Raw genomic sequence first — 18,967 nt, forward strand, 5'->3', positions numbered from 1 at the left:
AAAATTATGACTGAAAATTTTCCATTGGTGTCTATTATCACCATCAATTATAACGAATCTGAAGTCACTCTTGAGATGCTGGAATCTTTAAAAAGGTTGACTTACCCAAATGTTGAGGTGATTGTTGTGGACAACGCATCACCAAATGATAATCCAGATGTAATCAAGGAACAATATCCAGAGGTTTGTCTACTTAAAAGCAAGGAGAACCTTGGGTTTGCAGGTGGAAACAATTTAGGTGTGAAACAGTCTAAAGGAGAATATTTACTGTTCATTAACAATGACACTATTGTTCCAGAAGGATTTATTGAACCTTTGGCTAAAACACTACAAGAAGATGAAACAATAGGTATGGTAAGTCCCAAGATCAAATTTCATTGGAATCCTGAATTGATTCAATATGCAGGCTATACTCCAATGAACCATTGGACCATTCGTAATAGCAGTATAGGATACCATCAAAAAGATGATGGACGTTTTGATATAGCGGGAGAAACTGAATCTATACATGGAGCCGCCATGATGGTGCCCAAAAGGGTGGTGGACAAAGTTGGAATGATGACAGAAATCTACTTTTTGTACTACGAAGAGCATGATTGGGCAGAGATGATTAAGCGGGCCGGGTATAAGATTTACTATCAACCAAAATCTTATATACTTCACAAAGAATCTATTTCCACGGGCAAGTTTAGCCCACTAAAGACCTATTATATCTCCCGAAACCGTATTTTGTTCGCAAGGCGGAATTTTAAACCATTGCAGCTTGGAATAAGTTTGTTATTTCAATGCTTTGTTTCAATTCCCAAGAACAGTCTTCAGTTCTTGGTAAAAAAAGAAGTTAAGCACTTCAAAGCGTTTTGGAGAGCCATTTCTTGGAACCTTACCAATAGGGCGGAAATAGGCTAGGTTTAAGTAGACTATTTTTAGTATTAACTTGAAATTGTAATACTACATAGTTTTTGTATTATGCGTTTACATTTGGAAAATGTGACCAATTTTACTTGCTTGGAAATAACTGATAAAGTTGCACTCAAACCGGTAGATTGAGATTAGGCACTTTTATACATTGGTAATTACTGACAGGTCTTTTCTTGGACGCAAGATTTCTATAAAAAATGTCTTAACTATACGTTTACCACACGAATTCAATACTTTACAACAAATACTTTTCTCTCTTAAAATGTAGGATAATATTTACAAATATATTATTCCTACTATGATGTTTAAAATTTTAAAAGTTCTTGCGCTAAGTACTTTTCTTTTGATTTGGCTTGGATGTGTTAGCGAAACCGATCTAGCGCCTCCATCTGATGACGAAGGTACTGCAGATCCTCCATCGAATCCTGAAGGACCTTTAGCCGAACTGAAAGTGCCAGCTGGATTTGATTTTTCAACAAATAAAGATATTCAACTGGTTTTGGATGTGCCTGTTTTTTTAAAAGGGGCAGTCTTTTCTGTTTTTGGTAAAACTGGTGTACTGGATAGTATTCCACTTGGCAAGGCAACATTTGATGACAATGGTCATTTTGAAAAGACCTTTAGATTTGAAAGTAGAACAGATAGTATTTTATTATACTCCAATTATATAGGATTAACTAGGGATGTTAGACTTGCAATTAATAGCAACACGGTCCAATTTGATTATAGGCCATTATATGAAAGGGGTAACAGTTCCAATAAGGGTTCTGATAAACCTTCAAAAACCTCTTTTCAACAAGAATCCAAGGCAACATACTCTTATATAGATAGCTACAACTTTTTAGGTGTGCCCGATAATATGGCTTTTCCAGATGTAATTGCCCAAAACCTTTTAGATGATATTAATGCTTCACTCCCAGAATATGTTTCAGGCGGCATACCTGCTTCGCATCCAGAATATTTAGCCGGTAAGGAAACCAGTTTGATTGTAACCAAGGAGGCAGATGTATGGGTGACTTTTGTCTCAGAGGGGGCTGGTTATAGAAATGCGTTGGGGTACTATAGTTATCCTTTAGGTCAAGATCCATCAACGGTTAATGATATAACACAACATAACATTATTTTTCCAAATACATCAATGCAGTGGTCTGGGGGAGGGCTAATACCTGGCGACCGAGTTTATTTAGGAAGATTTTCTGAAAATACAGTAATCTCATGGTTTTTGGTTGCCAATGGTTGGAACGGCTCTAATGTAAGGAGTAATGCCAATATATATTATTCAGACCCTGAACTGAACCCAGAACAGAATGCCAGCCTCAAAGATCATATGGTTTTACTGCACGATAGTGCTAGGGAACTCACATTGCTTGGGTTTGAGGATTTAAGAAGAGATATATCATCCGATGATGATTTTAATGATGCAGTTTTCTATGCAAAAGCTAATCCAGTGGATGCTATTCAAATAGGGAATGTTGCGGTTATTGATACATCTAACGATGCTGATGGAGATGGTGTAAACGATGAACTTGATGATTTTCCTTTTGACCCTAACCAAGCGTTCAACAACTTCGCGCCAGCGATGAACTCGGTTGGAAAGATTGCTTTTGAAGATTTATGGCCAAGCCAAGGGGATTACGATTTTAACGATTTAGTGATGTCCTATGCGTTTAACCTGATTGCCAATGCAGAAGGCCTTATCACTAAAATTGAAGCTGACTTTACTGTGGATAATATTGGTGGAGCATTGGAAAATGGTTTTGCATTTGTGTTGCCCATAGCACCTTCCAAGATAGAAAGTATTGAAGGTCAGGTGCTAAACTCAAATTATATTTCAGTTAACGCTAACGGCACTGAAACTGGAACTGATCCTGATGAATCGGTAATTTTTGTAGTAGGAAATGCCAAGGAAATGCAGGGGCAAACTATTAGTATGACCATTGATTTTACAACAAGTGTTACTCCACAAGAAATTGGAAGCGTTCCGTTCAATGCATTTTTAGTTGTTAACGGCGATAGAACCAAAGAGGTGCACTTACCAGATATGGCCCCCACAAGCAAAGGAGGACATTTAGGCACTTTTCAAGATTTCAGCGATCCTAATGTAGGAAGATATTATAAAACCGAGACCAATTTACCTTGGGCCATAAATATCTATGCCGGATTCACGGCTCCGCCAGAATCCATACCAATTACCCTACAGTATCCAAAATTTGTGAATTGGGCCAACTCGGGCGGCACACAAAATTTAGATTGGTACATAAAATAAGTTGAATAAAAAGTGATAATAACATCAACCATAAATAGAAATATCAGATTATGAATATAACAGTTATCGGAACAGGATATGTAGGCTTGGTTACAGGAGTCTGCTTTGCAGAAACCGGAATCAATGTCGTATGTGTAGATATTGATGAGAAAAAAATAGAAAAACTTCGAAAAGGAGAAGTTCCCATTTATGAACCAGGATTAGATGTGCTTTTGGAACGTAGTATTGATAAGGGAAGAATCTCTTTTACAACCAATCTTAAAAAAGGTATCAAAGATAGCGATGCAGTTTTTATTGCTGTAGGAACGCCTCCTGATGAGGATGGTAGTGCGGACCTGAAATATGTATTGGGAGTGGCCAGGGAAATAGGTCAACATATGGAAGATTACAAAGTAATCATTACCAAGAGTACCGTACCGGTTGGAACATCATACAAAGTAAAAGCCGCAGTAGAAGAAGAACTGTCAAATCGTAACGTGCGTATTCCTTTTGACGTTGCCTCAAATCCAGAATTCCTTAAAGAAGGAAGTGCGGTAGATGATTTTCTAAAACCAGATCGTATCGTAGTTGGGGTTGAGAGCAAACGCGCTGAAAAGGTAATGCGTAAGCTCTACAAACCTTTCTTAATGAATGGGCATCCACTGTTGTTTATGGATATTTTTTCTTCTGAGATGACAAAATATGCAGCAAATTCTATGTTGGCTACCAAGATTAGTTTTATGAATGACATTGCCAATCTGTGTGAACTAGTAGGTGCCAATGTTGATTTAGTTCGAAAAGGAATCGGTTCTGATTCCAGAATTGGAAACAAATTCATCTATCCCGGAACTGGATATGGAGGCAGCTGCTTCCCAAAAGATGTTCAAGCTTTGGTTAGGACCGCAGATGAATATGGCCATTCTTTGGAGGTGTTGAAAGCCGTGGAAAATGTCAATTATAGACAAAAATCTGTTCTGGTTGAAAAAATAAAAGCACATTTTGGAGATAACCTGAAAGGCAAACAATTTGGACTTTGGGGATTGTCTTTCAAACCCAAAACTGACGACATGCGCGAAGCACCATCACTTGTGATCATTGATCAATTAAAAGCACTTGGTGCAAATATTAGGGCCTACGACCCAGTTGCCATGGAAGAAACCCAACGCATATTAGGTGATAAAATAGAATATGCAAAAGATGAATACGATGCCATTATTGAGGCTGATGCTTTGATTGTTGTCACGGAGTGGTCCGAGTTTAGAATGCCAAACTTTAGAATTCTCGACAAGTTAATGAACGAGAAGCTCATATTTGATGGCAGAAATATATATGACCCAGAAGAAATGAGGGAAATAGGATACACCTACTACAGTATTGGAAGAAATGTAGTTAAGAGTACAGAAAAAGAAACAGTAAAAATTTAATAGGGGTATAATGAAACGAATTTTAGTAACCGGAGGAGCAGGTTTTGTTGGCTCCCATTTATGTGAGAGACTCTTAAGTGAAGGCAATGAGGTAGTTAGTATGGATAACTACTTCACCGGAAGAAAGAGCAAGATTGTCCATTTAATGGACAACCCATACTTTGAAATAATCCGGCATGATGTGACCTTGCCCTATTTCTTGGAAGTGGATGAAATATACAATTTGGCCTGTCCGGCTTCGCCGGTACATTACCAGCACAACCCAATTAAAACCATTAAAACATCCGTTTTAGGGGCGATAAATATGTTGGGATTGGCCAAGCGAATCAAAGCAAAAATCCTTCAAGCCTCCACAAGTGAGGTGTACGGGGACCCTGAGCTGCATCCACAGCCGGAAGATTATTGGGGGCATGTTAACCCAATTGGAGTAAGATCATGTTATGATGAAGGAAAGCGTTGTGCCGAATCTTTGTTCGTCAACTACCACAACTCCAATGATGTTTTGGTAAAGATCATTAGAATCTTTAACACCTATGGTCCAAGAATGGAACCAGATGATGGAAGAGTAGTTTCGAACTTCATTATGCAAGCATTGCAAGGAAAAGACATTACCATTTTTGGTGATGGAACCCAGACACGAAGCTTTCAATACGTAAGTGATTTGGTTGACGGAATGATCAAGATGATGGATACCGAAGATGATTTTATAGGACCTATCAATATTGGTAATCCGGGAGAGTTTACCATGTTGGAACTGGCAGAAAATATTATTGACCTAACAGGATCCAAATCTAGGATTATTCATTTACCGTTGCCGGCAGATGATCCCATGCAGCGTAAACCGGATATATCATTGGCACAAGAAAAATTGAAAGGATGGGAACCGGCCGTTGATCTTAGGACAGGTCTTGGAAAAACCATTGAGTATTTTGATAACCTGCTCAAGGAAAAATCAATAAAAGAACTAATCGAGGGGTAATTGATAGCTAAAATGGATTCATAGATGGATGTAATAAGAATTTTGGTCAATAGTTTGGAAATCCTTTTAATAGGGTACTTCGGATTTGCGTCCATTTATGTGTTCGTTTTTTCCTTTGCTGGACTTTTTTCAGCAAAAAAAAGGAAGGAAATACTTCAAAAGCAACGGAAGTTCGCAGTACTTATTCCTGGTTATAAAGAGGATAGTGTAATTGTAGATGTGGCCCAACAAGCCTTAAAACAAACCTATCCAAAAGACCTGTTTGAAGTTGTTATAATTGCAGATTCTTTTCAGCTAGCTACATTAGATAAACTTAAAAACTTACCCTTAAGGGTAATAGAGGTTTTCTTTGAAAAAAGCACTAAGTCCAAAGCGCTTAATCAAGCGATGAAAGTTATAGGGGATGATTATGATGTGGCTTTGATTTTGGATGCGGACAACATCATGGAGGAAAACTTCATTGAAAAAATCAACAAAGCCTTTAATCAAGGATATAAAGTGGTGCAGGGACATCGTATTGCAAAAAACACCAATACTTCTTTTGCCATTCTTGATGCGATCAGCGAAGAAATCAACAACCACATTTTTAGAAAGGGGCATCGGGTTGTTGGGCTTTCATCAGCGTTGATCGGATCAGGGATGGCTTTTGATTATTATTTTTTTAAGACTACCATGGCCAACGTGAATGCTGTGGGAGGTTTTGATAAAGAATTGGAATTGAAACTCCTAAAGAACAGGACAAAAATTGAATACCTCAACAATGCATTGGTTTTGGATGAAAAAGTTCAAAAATCGGAAGTATTTGCTAACCAACGTAAGCGATGGCTTTCGGCGCAATTTGTCTACTTCGGAAGATATTTTATACCTGGTTTAAAGGAATTGTTTGCCAAAGGCAATGTTGATTTCTTTGACAAGGTTTACCAAATGGTTTCTCCACCCAGGGTACTTTTATTGGGATTGGTTTCGGTAATCACATTTACATACGTTATGCTGAATTTGATTTGGCCATCAAACTTTATGGTAATTCCTGAAATTTACTGGTATGCCAGCTTTAGTTTGGTCATTTTTGCCTTTGCTTTTGCCGTTCCGAAGAAATTTTACAGCAAGGCCACTTTCAATGCAATTCTAACCCTTCCCAAAGCATTTATGTTGATGTTGTTATCCCTTTTTAGATTGAAAGGAGCCAACAAAAAGTTTATTCATACCCAACACGGAACCATTAACAGTCAATAAGAGCAAATGAAAATCGGAATAGAAGGACAACGTCTTTTCAGAAAAAAGAAGCACGGTATGGATATGGTGGCGCTGGAGTTAATCAAAAACCTCCAGAAAATCGACCAGAAAAATGAATATGTGGTTTTCGTAAAACCAGATTTTGATGACACTTGTATTCCAAATGCACCCAATTTTAAGATTGTAGAGTTGAATTCCAAATGGGGATATCCTGGATGGGAACAAATCGCATTGCCAAAAGCGGCCTATAAAGAAGGTTGCGATGTGCTGCATTGTACAAGCAATACCGGACCCTTATTTTCAAAAGTTCCCATTGTTACCACTTTGCACGATATTATTTATTTGGAAAGCATAAGCCTATTTAAAAAGGAAGGCACTTGGTACCAAAAACTGGGCAATATGTACCGAAGGTACTTTGTGCCCCCGGTCATTAGAAAAAGTAAAAAGGTCATTACCGTATCCAATTTTGAAAAAGAGCGGATCAATAAACATTTTGGTTTTACGGACAACCGGTTAACGGCCATTTACAATGGAGTGGGAACCCATTTTAAAAAAGTGACCGATGTAGGACAATTAAAAACAATCAAAGAACAGTACAATCTGCCCGATAACTTCTTTTTCTTTTTAGGAAATACAGATCCTAAGAAAAATACCAAAGGTGTGTTGAAGGCCTTTACGGATTTCAACAAAATATATCCCAAAAAGTACAAGCTTGTAATGTTGGATTATGATGAGGGAGAGCTTTTGAGGCTTTTGGACACCACGGGAGGACGAGAGATAAGGGAGTTGATTCATTTAACGGGCTATGTACCCAACACCGATTTACCGGCCATAATTAGCCAGTGTACCATATTTCTGTACCCATCACTTCGCGAAAGTTTTGGTATTCCCATTCTGGAAGGAATGGCTTGTGGGGTTCCAGTGATTACCTCAAATACATCATCCATGCCCGAAGTGGCCGGTGATGGTACGGCGCTTATGGTAGATCCCTCGAAACCAATCCAAATAACTGAGGCCATGAGAAACCTTATTGAAGATAAAATGCTGGCTAAGGTACTTTCTGAAAAAGGGATTGAAAGAGCAAAGGACTTTTCATGGGAAGCTATGGCAAAAAATGTGCTCGAACTATATGAAGATGTCCATCGTGAACTAAAAAGCAATTGATATGATAAAAGGTCAAGACATTGTTGTTGTGGGCATACAAGCCTGGGATATAGAAATTGGCAGTAATTGCAAGAACATTGCAGCAGAGTTTGCCAAAGATAACAGGGTGCTCTATGTGAATCCTCCATTGGACAGGGCTACCCTAAAAAGAGAAAAAAATACTGAAAAGGTTCAGAAGCGTATCAGAATCAAAAATGGAGAGGAAAATGGATTGGTCAAGCTAGAAGAAAATCTATGGAATCTTTATCCTGAATCGATGATAGAATCCATCAACTGGATTCCACTCCATCCTATTTTCAAAATATTCAATAGAAGAAATTCAAGGATTTTCTCCAATGATGTTCAAGACGCGATTGATCATTTAGGTTTTAAGGACATATTGATTTTTAATGATAGTTCTATGTTCCTTGGGTTACATTTAAAGGAATTTTTAGAACCTAAAAGCTATACTTATTACATGAGGGATTACCTGATCAAGGTACCCTACTGGGGAAAACATGGAGGTCGAATTGAGCCTCTGGTTATTGAACAGGCAGATGTAGTGGTGAACAATTCCTCTCTATATGCCGAGTATGGATTAAAATACAATTCGAATAGTTTTATGGTGGGGCAAGGGTGTGATGTTTCACTCTTTAATGATGAAAATGGAAGTATTCAGGTTCCAAAAGAGTTTGATGCTATCCCAGGGCCCATTATTGGCTATGTAGGCTATTTGACCAGTATGCGATTGGATATTGAACTCTTGGAATACATGGCAAATATGAAGAAAGATTGGAGTATAGTTTTAGTGGGTCCAGAGGATGACGATTTTGGACGATCAAATCTGCACCAAATGGACAATGTCTTCTTTTTGGGAAGCAAAGATGCCTCTCAACTTCCGGCTTATGTAAAAGGGTTTGACGTGGCCATGAATCCACAGGTGGTGAACGATTGGACCATTGGAAATTATCCACGTAAAATTGATGAGTACCTGGCCATGGGGAAACCCACTTTGGCAACCCATACCAAGGCTATGGAAATGTTCAAAGAACATGTATATCTCGGGACAAATAAAGAAGAATACATTCTATTGGCTGAAAAAGCCCTGGCAGAAGATTCACCCGAGTTGCAACAAAAGCGAATTGCATTTGCAAAAAGCCATACCTGGGAAAACAATGTACTTGCCATTTACGATGCCATTAAAAAATCAGCATAAAACCAGGGGTTATGGGGTTAAAGGATAAAATCAAGAACAACGATGCCATTAAAAAGTTTGTGCATTGGTTATTGGTGCCCAAGAATCAGGCAAGGCCTCGTTTATGGGTTAAATGGTTTGTAAACCCTTTCTATCACAAAAAAGGAAAGGGAGCAACAATTTGCAGAAGAACCCGTATGGATGTTTTACCATGGAACACCTTTGAATTGGGGGATAATTCTACCATTGAAGATTTTTCCACGGTGAACAATGGAGTGGGAGCAGTAAAAATTGGCTCAAGGGCTAGAGTGGGTCTTGGTAATACGTTGATAGGACCAGTGACTTTAAAAGATGATGTGCGTTTGGCTCAAAATGTTGTGCTTTCTGGACTCAATCATAATTACGAAGATATTTCACAGCCGATTCATGCACAAGGAGTTTCCACAGCTGAGATTGTGGTAAAAGAAGAAACCTGGATTGGCGCCAATAGTACCATTTTGGCAGGAGTGACTATAGGAAAACATTGTATTATTGCCGGCGGTAGTGTGGTAACCAAAGATATTCCTGATTATTCTGTGGCGGTCGGTAATCCGGCCAGGGTAATGAAAACATTTAATCATAGTACCGGAGAATGGGAACGTGTTCCCAAGAAAATGGTTGCTGTTTGATGAAATACATTTTGGTTCGTTTTGTAACAAGACAAAATGAAAAAGGGAATTTAAACGCTTGAGATTGGAGAGTAATAATGGGTGGGAGCAAGCTCGCATTAAAAGAAAAATATAATGGAAGTTTTAAAAATAGTTTTCTGGGTTTCGTTGTTCATTATTTTTTATTCCTATTTGGGATATGGAATAGTATTGTTCCTGATTATTAAGGTCAGAAGAATATTAGGATTGGCAAAACCATTTCAAGGGAATGAGGATTATGAACCGGAAGTGACACTTTTTGTTACTGCCTTTAATGAAAAGGATTTTCTGGACCAAAAAGTAAAGAACTCCCAAAGTTTGGATTATCCCCAAGACAAGGTTACACAAATTTGGGTAACGGATGGTTCGGACGATGGAACTCCTGATTTACTTAAAAACTATGATGGGGTAAAGGTCTACCATAAAGATGAAAGAGCAGGCAAAATTGCTGCTATGAACCGCGGGGTTCAATTTGTAAAGACACCTATTGTCATTTTTTCGGATGCCAATACTGATTTAGGGAAGAATTCCATTAGAGAGATTGTGCGTTTGTTTCGAAATCCAAAGGTAGGATGTGTTTCCGGAGAAAAACGGATCTATTCCAAAGATGCAGATAGTGCCGCTGGCGCAGGAGAAGGGATGTATTGGAAATACGAATCGCAATTGAAAAAATGGGATGCTGAACTGTATTCTGTTGTAGGAGCTGCCGGAGAACTTTTTGCCATTAGAACTAAATTATGGCAAGAGGTTGAAAAAGATACACTGTTAGATGATTTTATCATATCGCTGCGTGTGGCAATGTCCGGTTATACCATTCAATATAACCCTGAAGCCTATGCCATTGAAACCGCTTCGGCAAATGTAAAGGAAGAGCTCAAGCGAAAAGTTAGGATTTCGGCAGGAGGAATCCAATCCGTGGTTCGATTAAGAGCCTTGTTTAATTTCTTTAAATATGGAACATTGTCGTTCCAGTATGTTTCGCACAGGGTATTGCGCTGGACATTGACCCCGTTATTGCTTCTTTTGATTATTCCAATGAATTATGTCCTTGCTCAAAATGAAGGCTTGTTCTCTTTCGGATTGTTCAGTATTTTATTTTGGGGGCAAGTGTTGTTTTATACTGCTGCTTTGCTGGGATGGTTTTTGGAGAACAGACAAATTCGACTAAAAATACTTTTTATCCCCTACTACTTTTTTATCATGAACTTATCGGTCTACCTCGGTTTTGCCCGATACATCAAAGGAAACCAATCCGTAAAATGGGAACGTGCCAAAAGGGGAGTGGGGACAGAAGCTGTTGCTTGATTGTATTCTGAAGTAATATCAAATTAGACTAATCAAAACAGAATTAAGAATTCCTTTCCCTGTCATTCTGAGCAATGTCACACTGAGCCTGTCGAAGTGTTGTCAAAACAATGGAAAGGGTAAAACCATCCTTTCCGTCTTGATGCGAAGCATTAATCCACCTTCCCTTGCCAAAGGAAGGAACCCAAAATGACTTTTCCCCTCATTCGTTAATTCAAAACTAGCAACCATCAATTGCCCCTAGATTTTTTGTGAAAATTTCCCAAACTTCACTCACCTGTGCTGAACTTGGTTCGGTATCGGGCGGTATAGCTCATTAAAACGAGCGATATCTTAAACATTATGGGCAATTAGCGAACTATATGTTAGAAAAGCAACCAACTTAATCGGAAATTAAATAGAAAAGCTAACACAAAAAAATTAAACTGAATTGTTAAAGAACGGGATAAGAATTAGACCAGGCCAATTCCAAAAATATGGTAAGACATAAAACTATTAACTTAAAAAAAATGAGAAAAATTAAAACTGGACTTCATTTAATCTTAGCACTATTAATTGTATCATGTTCAACAGAAAGTGAAAACTTGACTAATGAAAATCAACAAATTGATTATAATACCTTAATTTCAGGTTTAGGGGAAAATCTTACTTCATTTGAAAAAATGCTTGAATACGACGAATCTCTAACCGAATTGATAAATGAACTTATAGAAAATGATGGAGATTTAACTTATCTTAAAAAATCTTCTAAGTCCGAACCGACATTAGATGAAGAAGTTATTTATAAAAAAGAGGACTTATCGGATACATATTCTGAGAGTCAAAAAGAATTTTTAGTTAATTTCTATAACGAATTAGCAAACAATGAGGCTGGTTATATTCTTGACGTTGTAATGAAATATAAAGTTTTGTTAAACAATCAAAACTTTAGTTCAGTAGAGTCAAATCAAATTTATTCAATTTTAATGACTTCAGAGCAATCTATCTTAATTTTTGATAAAATTAATGAAGTTGGTTCTGATGAGGATAAGTTGATCAAATCCAGTTTTAGCTCAAAAGGCTCTGGTTGTGGCTTTTGGTGTTGCATGAGAAAAAATGCTGGCAAAGCTATTGGGAGAGGTATCGCTGGAGGAGCAATTACTGGAGCTATAAGCGGAGGCTATTATGGAGCTACTGGGGGAACAGTAATTCTTCCAGGAATAGGAACAGCAACTGGCGCTGTTGGAGGAGCCGTTTTTGGTGCGGCGGCAGGTGCTGTAGTAGGAGGGGTGACAAGTGCTGTATGGACTACCGTAGATTGTGGAGGAGCAAGTGCTTTAAAAGAATGGACTACGGTTGCAATGAAAGTAACTCATGATGGGGAACCTATAGAAGATGAAGAATAAATTTTAAGGGTTATGAAAATAAAAAAAAAATTACTGAAGAACTTTTATCAATTTAGAATTCTGACTATCGTTTTAGGAACATTAGTTATGTTTTATAGCTTTTATTTTACAAATAAACCAGCCACCATAGAAACGATAATAGATAATAAGAAAAACCCAATGATGTATCTATGCATTTTATTCGCCCTCGGAACTTCTTTACTAATTCATTATATTATTAGTAGGTTTAATAAAAAAAATAGAGAAAGAATGACTCCAAAGTAAGGATGTAAAATAAAAACTACCGATAACACGGTATATAAAAAATAACAGGTAAGAGCTAAACCAAAAGGTTGATTCTTACCTGCTCTTTTATTATTTTAAAAGAAAGTAAATACATTTTATTCTACTACTTTTCATATACACGACCGATAAGTGCAATGTCTTCCGTCCGCATGTAAAGTGTCAATCCAAACTAACCTATAAAAGAAAATGATTGTTATTGGTGGAATTCATCTCAACCTGTATTACATAAACAATATTAAGACGGTAAGGATTAAATTAATCCTGATCTGAATAAACAGGAAGATCAAAATAAAAGGTACTTCCCTCTCCAACTTTGCTTCTAATTTTAAGTTCGCCACCATTTTTTGTGACAAAATTTTGACAAAGAATCAATCCCAATCCAGTACCAGGCTCTTTTTCGGTTCCAAGCTTACTAAAGTGCTCGTTGGGATTCAGGATTTTTTTAATGTCCTCTTTGGGAATTCCATTGCCATTATCTTCAATTTCAATTACAAGGTTATCCTTTTTGAGCTTTCCATTGACTTTAATCACTCCTTCAACAGGGGTAAACTTTATAGCGTTGGACATAATGTTCCGAAGCACAGTTTTGATCATATTGTTATCTGCAAAAGCAAAAAGCCCTTCCGGAACGTTATTCTGCATTTCAATTTTTTTGTGATCACTGCCCAATTTTAAAAGTCGGAAAGTTTGCTCTACCAATTCATTAAGATTTAATTGCTCCGGAATCATCTGGATTTGATCACTTTCAGATTTGGCCCACCCCAATAGGTTTTGAAGCAGGTTCAATGCCTCATCCATGGTCTTTAATAGGTCATATACCGTTTCATCAAGGAATTTATCATCCTTGGGGTCAATAATGCCTCGCATGATGAAGTCCATTTTTAATTTGGCGGCACTCAAAGGTGAACGAAGGTCGTGACCAATAATGGAGAACATCCGATCTTTTAGATTATTGGATTGTTTCAGGTTTTGAGCCTGTTCTTCAATTTGGTTTTTGGCACGTATCAACTCAACATGAGTATGGATACGGGCAATGAGCTCTTGTTCATTAAAAGGTTTGGTAACGTAATCAACACCTCCAACTTCAAAACCTCTAACCTTATCCTTTACATTGACTTTTCCGGTAAGAAATATGATGGGAATATCTTTATACTCTTTAAAGCTCTTTATTTTTTCACAAAGTTCAAACCCTTCAATACGTGGCATGATTACATCCAGAAGGATAAGGTCTGGTTTTCTTTCTTTTAGAAGCTCAAAAAAGTAATCGTCATCACTGGTGCCCACATAGTGATAATCATTTCGCTCTAAAATAAATCGTAAAAGTTCAAGATTTAGCTGTTCATCATCCACAGCCAGGATATAGTGTTTTTCCGTAACTTGGTTTTCCATTTAAGGTGTTAAAGAGTCTGTTACTAAAGTAGGAAAAAGATTTTAAGTATTTCAGGATTAACTTTCATAATGGAGATATTAAGGCCATATAAATTGGTTTATGTAGCTTTAAAACATATATTAAAGTGTTCCACCAACAAAAACCAGCCATTCACAACAATAATTGAACGACCACAAAAAGTAGGATTATATTTACAAATAGAGTAATACAAAAGCACAATCTGCATGACAAATATTTTAGTTACGGGAGGGGCGGGGTTCATAGGATCCAACTTTGTTCCCTATTTCTTGGAAGCAAATCTTGATGTTCATCTGGTCAATATTGATGCGCTTACCTATGCTGGTGATTTAAATAACTTGAGAGAGGTAGAAAATCATGATAGATACACTTTTATAAAAGGGGACATTTGTGATAGGCAACTCATTGAAAAGATTTTTGAAAAATATGATATACAAGGAGTTATACATTTTGCTGCAGAATCGCATGTGGATAATTCCATAACCAATCCAGATGCATTTATGCAAACCAACATTTTAGGGACATTCAATCTGATTGATGTTGCCAAAAAACATTGGATGGTTAGTCCTGGAGTGTATAAGGAAGCCTATAAAAATTCAAGATTTCATCATGTATCTACCGATGAGGTCTATGGAACTTTGGGAAAAGAAGGTTTGTTCATGGAAACAACCCCCTATGCGCCCAACAGTCCGTACAGTGCTTCCAAAGCATCTTCAGATTTTATTGTGAGAAGCTATCACCATACCTATGGTATGAACGTAGTGACTACCAATTGTTCCAACAATTATGGACCAAAACAACATGATGAAAAATTGATTCCTACCATAATTAGAAAAGCATTGGCTGGTGAATCTATCCCCATATACGGAGATGGTTCCAATATTAGGGACTGGTTGTACGTTTTAGACCATTGTAAGGGTATTGCCCTCGCTTATGATAAAGGGGTTTCTGGTGAGACCTATAATATTGGAGGAAGAAACGAAAGAAACAATCTGTACATAGCCCAAACGGTTTGTGAGATTTTGGATAAAAAGCATTCAAGGCCTAAAGGATCGTATAAGGATTTGATCACTTATGTGAAGGATCGGGCTGGGCATGATTTTAGATATGCCATTGACGCTTCAAAAATTGAGAATGATTTGGGATGGGAGGCCGATGAAAATTTTGAAAGCGGTATTGACAAGACCATCGATTGGTATTTCAACAAGTTCATCCATAACAAGTCCAAAAGTTTGGCCTAATAAAACCAACGAGATGAAAGGAATAATTTTAGCAGGAGGATCAGGAACACGGTTGCACCCCATCACATTGGCGGTAAGTAAGCAACTGATGCCTGTATATGACAAACCCATGATCTATTACCCGCTTTCAACTTTGATTGAATCGGGAATTTGGGAAATACTCATTATCTCTACCCCTCACGATTTACCCATGTTCCAACACTTGTTGGGTGATGGTAGGAAATATGGCTGTAGGTTTGAATATGCTGTTCAAGATGAGCCCAATGGTTTGGCAGAAGCCTTTATTATTGGAGAAAAATTTATTGGAGATGACAAGGTGGCCCTAATTCTGGGAGACAACATTTTCTATGGAACGGGATTGGAAGAATTGTTGCAATCCAACAACGACCCTGATGGAGGTATTATCTATGCATATCATGTAAATGATCCCGAGCGATATGGGGTTGTTGAGTTCAATGAAGAAGGAAAGGTGATTTCAATTGAAGAAAAACCGAAAAAACCTAAATCGAACTATGCAGTTCCAGGTATTTATTTTTATGATAATGAGGTAGTGGAAATTGCAAAGAACATTCTGCCTAGTGCAAGGGGGGAATTGGAGATAACCGACATTAACCAGGAGTATTTAAGAAGAGGTAAGCTCAAAGTGAGCATAATGGATAGGGGTACAGCTTGGTTGGACACCGGAACCTTTCAATCTTTAATGCAAGCTTCACAGTTTGTTCAGGTTATTGAGGAAAGACAAGGCCTTAAAATAGGGGCTATTGAATCTTCGGCCTATAAAATGGGCTTCATTACCAAAAATCAATTTAAGAAGCTTACCGAACCCTTTTTGAAGAGTGGTTATAGTAAGCGATTGTTAGAAGTTTTAACATAGACGATGGAAATACACAAGACCGAAATAGAGGGTTGTTTTATCATAGAACCCAAAATCTTTGAAGATAAAAGAGGGTATTTCTTTGAAAGTTACAACCAAGAAAAATTTGAGTTGTTGACCAACGCAAAGCCATTTTTTGTGCAGGACAATGAATCTATGTCCACAAAAGGAGTGCTGAGAGGCCTTCATTTTCAAAAAGGGGAGCATGCCCAGGCCAAGTTGGTACGTGTACTGGATGGTGAAGTCCTAGATGTTGCTGTTGATGTTAGGCCAGGTTCCAAAACTTTTGGAAAGGTGGTTTCTACGTTACTTTCCTCAAACAATAAAAAACAAATGTTCATTCCTCGTGGTTGTGCCCATGGTTTTGTGACTTTGAGTGATACGGCTAAGTTTTCGTATAAGTGCGATAATTTTTATAATGCCGAATCTGAAGGAGGAATCATATACAATGACCCAACCTTTAAAATCAACTGGGTTTTGGATGAAGAAGAATTGATCATTTCAGAAAAAGACAAGTATTTACCCGTTTTTAAAGAAGCGGTTCCCCATTAATTATATATTGGAAGCATGAAGATATTGGTAACTGGAGCATCAGGACAATTGGGAAGCACATTTAAATCTATTGCTGCCCAAGGGCGGGCAAAAGATTTAGAATTTGTTTTTAAATCCTCAGCAGAATTGGATATTACCGATTTTGATGCCGTTCATGAGGAGTTGACAGGTTCTAATTATGCATATTGTATCAACTGTGCAGCTTTTACCAATGTGGACAAGGCCGAAGCTGATAATGATTTGGCTTATCGCGTCAACGTAACTGGAGCGCGAAATTTAGCACTAAACTGCAATGAGAGCAGCACCGTGTTGATTCATATTTCCACTGATTTTGTTTTTGACGGATTTTTGAATACACCGTATTTAGAAGAAGATATTGCCAGGCCCATTGGGTTTTATGGCGATACCAAATACAAAGGAGAACGAGCCGTAATCAATAATCTGGAAGAGCATTTCATCATCAGGACATCTTGGTTGTATTCGGAATATGGTCACAACTTCATGAAGACCATGCTCAAACTTGGTGCAGAAAGAGATGGACTTTCCGTAGTATATGATCAGGTGGGGACACCAACCTACGCACTGGATTTGGCCAATGTGGTTTTACATATCATCAAAGCGCACAGTATAGATTATGGAGTGTACAACTATAGCAATGAAGGAGTAGCAAGCTGGTATGACTTTGCCAATGAAATTTTTCAACAGTACAAAATAGATATCGATCTAAAACCTATTCGATCGGAGGAATACCCAATGCCGGCTGAACGACCAAAATTTAGTGTCCTGGATAAATCCAAAATCAAGAATACTTTTGAACTTGAAATTCCGCATTGGAAAGACAGTCTTGCCGTTGCCTTGAAGGCATATTCCAAAATCAATATATAATAAGATTGTTACTTAGTGCACTGTCTAAGTTGCACTTGTCAGTTTGTATATAATTAATTATACACGTTGTTACCTACTGGTTTTATCTAGCATAGCTGGAATAATAAAATCATTCATAATTTCATCGGTAATATTATGCGCATTTCTATTTCTATAGTTCGTAGTGGTTATAACAACGGATAAACCCAATTCTGGGTTTGCTAGAACTTTATTGCCACCAGTACCGGACATGAAGAAAGATTTATATTTTTTATCCTTACCAAAGTTTTTTAACCAAAACAGATAGCCATATTCAGCATCATAAGCTTCGAGTTTTGTTGTTGTTGCTTTTTCTATCCAAGACGAAGAAATAATTTGCTTCCCATTCCATTGTCCTTTGTTTAAGCATAATTGAATTAGTTTCAAAAGATCCCGACTTCTATACTCACTACCTCCGGCGGTATTTAATAGATTGGATGGTGTGTAATGCAAGTTATAATCTTTAATAGCTAAAGGTTCAAAAAGGTTTTTCTTTGCAAATTCAACTAAATTACTTTTAATGGCACTTTGTAAAATTTCAGCGACTAAAGCAGCTCCAGCGCTACAATAACTAAATGCGCGACCATAAGGTCGATCTTTAGGTTTAGGTCCCCAGGGATAAGAATAAACCGGAAGGTCCAAATAAAATTTAGCCCAATCTTCTATGATATACATCCGTTCTTCGTTACCTCTGGAAAAACGATTGGAATCGTTGCATTCTACAATAGAACTCATAGTTAAGAGATCTTCTATCGTAATTTCTTCTTTGCGCTTATCCGGATTTTTTACCGGAAGTTTATGTTGCAGGTAGTCGAAAATTTTATCGTTTTCGGAAGTAATATACCCTTTGTCTATCGCTATTCCTGTTAATAAAGTTGCCATGGTTTTAGTAACAGAACGAGTATTATGCTTAGAATTAACATCATTTTCGTTGTAATACTTTTCAAATAAGACATTGCCATCTTTAGCTATTAAAATACTTGTGATACGCTCATATTTTCCAGAAGAAACAACACTATCCATCTTATTTAATAGCGGAATATTACTTTTATTAGTTTTAGAAAAATTGAGCTGGGCATTAGCAGGTAGTACACATAAAAAGAAAACTATTGTTACAAGTGTAAATTTCATATTTCATTTTTTAATTAATGAATCATCAAACTTAGAGAATACGATGACTACTTAATAGAA

The 18,967-nt window shown here is 37.4% G+C and carries 16 protein-coding genes; 14 read left to right on the forward strand and 2 right to left on the reverse strand.

Annotation, left to right across the window (positions count from 1 at the left end; genetic code table 11):
* The first annotated feature begins 6 nt into the window (after positions 1–6).
* The 10 genes from CRO15_RS15305 (at position 7) to CRO15_RS19880 (ending at position 12,513) form a co-directional block, all read left to right on the forward strand.
* Entirely contained in the window at positions 7–906 is a 900-nt protein-coding gene (locus CRO15_RS15305; RefSeq protein WP_097046735.1) for a glycosyltransferase family 2 protein, read from the forward strand.
* Positions 907–1,216: 310 nt separating this feature from the next.
* Positions 1,217–3,184, forward strand: a complete 1,968-nt coding sequence (locus tag CRO15_RS15310; RefSeq protein WP_097046736.1) for an LruC domain-containing protein — start codon at positions 1,217–1,219, stop codon at positions 3,182–3,184.
* Positions 3,185–3,234: 50 nt separating this feature from the next.
* Positions 3,235–4,587: a UDP-glucose dehydrogenase family protein gene (locus tag CRO15_RS15315; protein WP_097046737.1), complete on the forward strand. Its 1,353-nt coding sequence runs from the start codon at positions 3,235–3,237 to the stop codon at positions 4,585–4,587.
* Between the two features lie 10 nt (positions 4,588–4,597).
* Positions 4,598–5,566 (forward strand): UDP-glucuronic acid decarboxylase family protein, encoded by a 969-nt coding sequence (locus CRO15_RS15320; protein ID WP_097046738.1) that lies wholly within the window; start codon positions 4,598–4,600, stop codon positions 5,564–5,566.
* A 24-nt stretch (positions 5,567–5,590) separates the two neighbouring features.
* A complete protein-coding gene (locus tag CRO15_RS15325; protein WP_097046739.1) occupies positions 5,591–6,799 on the forward strand; it encodes a glycosyltransferase family 2 protein in 1,209 nt (402 codons plus the stop codon).
* A gap of 6 nt (positions 6,800–6,805) precedes the next feature.
* On the forward strand, positions 6,806–7,963 hold the full coding sequence (locus tag CRO15_RS15330; protein WP_207763919.1) for a glycosyltransferase family 4 protein: 1,158 nt from the start codon (positions 6,806–6,808) through the stop codon (positions 7,961–7,963).
* A 1-nt stretch (position 7,964) separates the two neighbouring features.
* Positions 7,965–9,158, forward strand: a complete 1,194-nt coding sequence (locus CRO15_RS15335; protein WP_097046740.1) for a glycosyltransferase — start codon at positions 7,965–7,967, stop codon at positions 9,156–9,158.
* Positions 9,159–9,169: 11 nt separating this feature from the next.
* Positions 9,170–9,805: an acyltransferase gene (locus CRO15_RS15340; RefSeq protein WP_097046741.1), complete on the forward strand. Its 636-nt coding sequence runs from the start codon at positions 9,170–9,172 to the stop codon at positions 9,803–9,805.
* 114 nt (positions 9,806–9,919) lie between these two features.
* Positions 9,920–11,128, forward strand: a complete 1,209-nt coding sequence (locus CRO15_RS15345; RefSeq protein WP_097046742.1) for a glycosyltransferase family 2 protein — start codon at positions 9,920–9,922, stop codon at positions 11,126–11,128.
* Between the two features lie 509 nt (positions 11,129–11,637).
* Positions 11,638–12,513, forward strand: a complete 876-nt coding sequence (locus CRO15_RS19880) for a hypothetical protein (RefSeq protein ID WP_207763921.1) — start codon at positions 11,638–11,640, stop codon at positions 12,511–12,513.
* 540 nt (positions 12,514–13,053) lie between these two features.
* Here CRO15_RS19880 and CRO15_RS15360 read toward each other — a convergent pair.
* On the reverse strand, positions 13,054–14,187 hold the full coding sequence (locus tag CRO15_RS15360) for a hybrid sensor histidine kinase/response regulator (protein ID WP_097046744.1): 1,134 nt from the start codon (positions 14,185–14,187) through the stop codon (positions 13,054–13,056).
* 225 nt (positions 14,188–14,412) lie between these two features.
* Between CRO15_RS15360 and rfbB the strand changes: the two genes are divergently transcribed.
* The 4 genes from rfbB to rfbD are packed head-to-tail and all read left to right on the forward strand — an operon-like array spanning position 14,413 to position 17,758.
* Complete coding sequence (gene rfbB / locus CRO15_RS15365; RefSeq protein ID WP_097046745.1) at positions 14,413–15,447, forward strand: dTDP-glucose 4,6-dehydratase; 1,035 nt, start codon at positions 14,413–14,415, stop codon at positions 15,445–15,447.
* Positions 15,448–15,460: 13 nt separating this feature from the next.
* Entirely contained in the window at positions 15,461–16,321 is an 861-nt protein-coding gene (gene rfbA / locus CRO15_RS15370; protein ID WP_097046746.1) for a glucose-1-phosphate thymidylyltransferase RfbA, read from the forward strand.
* A 3-nt stretch (positions 16,322–16,324) separates the two neighbouring features.
* Positions 16,325–16,873, forward strand: coding sequence for a dTDP-4-dehydrorhamnose 3,5-epimerase (gene rfbC / locus CRO15_RS15375; RefSeq protein ID WP_097046747.1), 549 nt, complete (start codon positions 16,325–16,327; stop codon positions 16,871–16,873).
* A 15-nt stretch (positions 16,874–16,888) separates the two neighbouring features.
* Positions 16,889–17,758 (forward strand): dTDP-4-dehydrorhamnose reductase, encoded by an 870-nt coding sequence (gene rfbD, locus CRO15_RS15380; protein WP_097046748.1) that lies wholly within the window; start codon positions 16,889–16,891, stop codon positions 17,756–17,758.
* Between the two features lie 69 nt (positions 17,759–17,827).
* On the opposite strand, the gene CRO15_RS15385 is transcribed toward rfbD, so the two are convergent.
* Entirely contained in the window at positions 17,828–18,907 is a 1,080-nt protein-coding gene (locus CRO15_RS15385) for a serine hydrolase domain-containing protein (RefSeq protein ID WP_097046749.1), read from the reverse strand.
* Positions 18,908–18,967: the final 60 nt, after the last annotated feature.

The sequence above is a fragment of the Flagellimonas pacifica genome, from assembly GCF_900215465.1.
Lineage (GTDB): Bacteria > Bacteroidota > Bacteroidia > Flavobacteriales > Flavobacteriaceae > Flagellimonas > Flagellimonas pacifica.

What these genes read in the sequence shown, in the direction of transcription:
- CRO15_RS15305 (WP_097046735.1), top strand. Translation starts at nt 7, where the DNA reads ATGACTGAAAATTTTCCATTGGTGTCTATTATCACCATCAATTATAAC.
- CRO15_RS15310 (WP_097046736.1), top strand. Translation starts at nt 1,217, where the DNA reads ATGATGTTTAAAATTTTAAAAGTTCTTGCGCTAAGTACTTTTCTTTTG.
- CRO15_RS15315 (WP_097046737.1), top strand. Translation starts at nt 3,235, where the DNA reads ATGAATATAACAGTTATCGGAACAGGATATGTAGGCTTGGTTACAGGA.
- CRO15_RS15320 (WP_097046738.1), top strand. Translation starts at nt 4,598, where the DNA reads ATGAAACGAATTTTAGTAACCGGAGGAGCAGGTTTTGTTGGCTCCCAT.
- CRO15_RS15325 (WP_097046739.1), top strand. Translation starts at nt 5,591, where the DNA reads ATGGATGTAATAAGAATTTTGGTCAATAGTTTGGAAATCCTTTTAATA.
- CRO15_RS15330 (WP_207763919.1), top strand. Translation starts at nt 6,806, where the DNA reads ATGAAAATCGGAATAGAAGGACAACGTCTTTTCAGAAAAAAGAAGCAC.
- CRO15_RS15335 (WP_097046740.1), top strand. Translation starts at nt 7,965, where the DNA reads ATGATAAAAGGTCAAGACATTGTTGTTGTGGGCATACAAGCCTGGGAT.
- CRO15_RS15340 (WP_097046741.1), top strand. Translation starts at nt 9,170, where the DNA reads ATGGGGTTAAAGGATAAAATCAAGAACAACGATGCCATTAAAAAGTTT.
- CRO15_RS15345 (WP_097046742.1), top strand. Translation starts at nt 9,920, where the DNA reads ATGGAAGTTTTAAAAATAGTTTTCTGGGTTTCGTTGTTCATTATTTTT.
- CRO15_RS19880 (WP_207763921.1), top strand. Translation starts at nt 11,638, where the DNA reads ATGAGAAAAATTAAAACTGGACTTCATTTAATCTTAGCACTATTAATT.
- CRO15_RS15360 (WP_097046744.1), bottom strand. Translation starts at nt 14,187, where the DNA reads ATGGAAAACCAAGTTACGGAAAAACACTATATCCTGGCTGTGGATGAT.
- rfbB (WP_097046745.1), top strand. Translation starts at nt 14,413, where the DNA reads ATGACAAATATTTTAGTTACGGGAGGGGCGGGGTTCATAGGATCCAAC.
- rfbA (WP_097046746.1), top strand. Translation starts at nt 15,461, where the DNA reads ATGAAAGGAATAATTTTAGCAGGAGGATCAGGAACACGGTTGCACCCC.
- rfbC (WP_097046747.1), top strand. Translation starts at nt 16,325, where the DNA reads ATGGAAATACACAAGACCGAAATAGAGGGTTGTTTTATCATAGAACCC.
- rfbD (WP_097046748.1), top strand. Translation starts at nt 16,889, where the DNA reads ATGAAGATATTGGTAACTGGAGCATCAGGACAATTGGGAAGCACATTT.
- CRO15_RS15385 (WP_097046749.1), bottom strand. Translation starts at nt 18,907, where the DNA reads ATGAAATTTACACTTGTAACAATAGTTTTCTTTTTATGTGTACTACCT.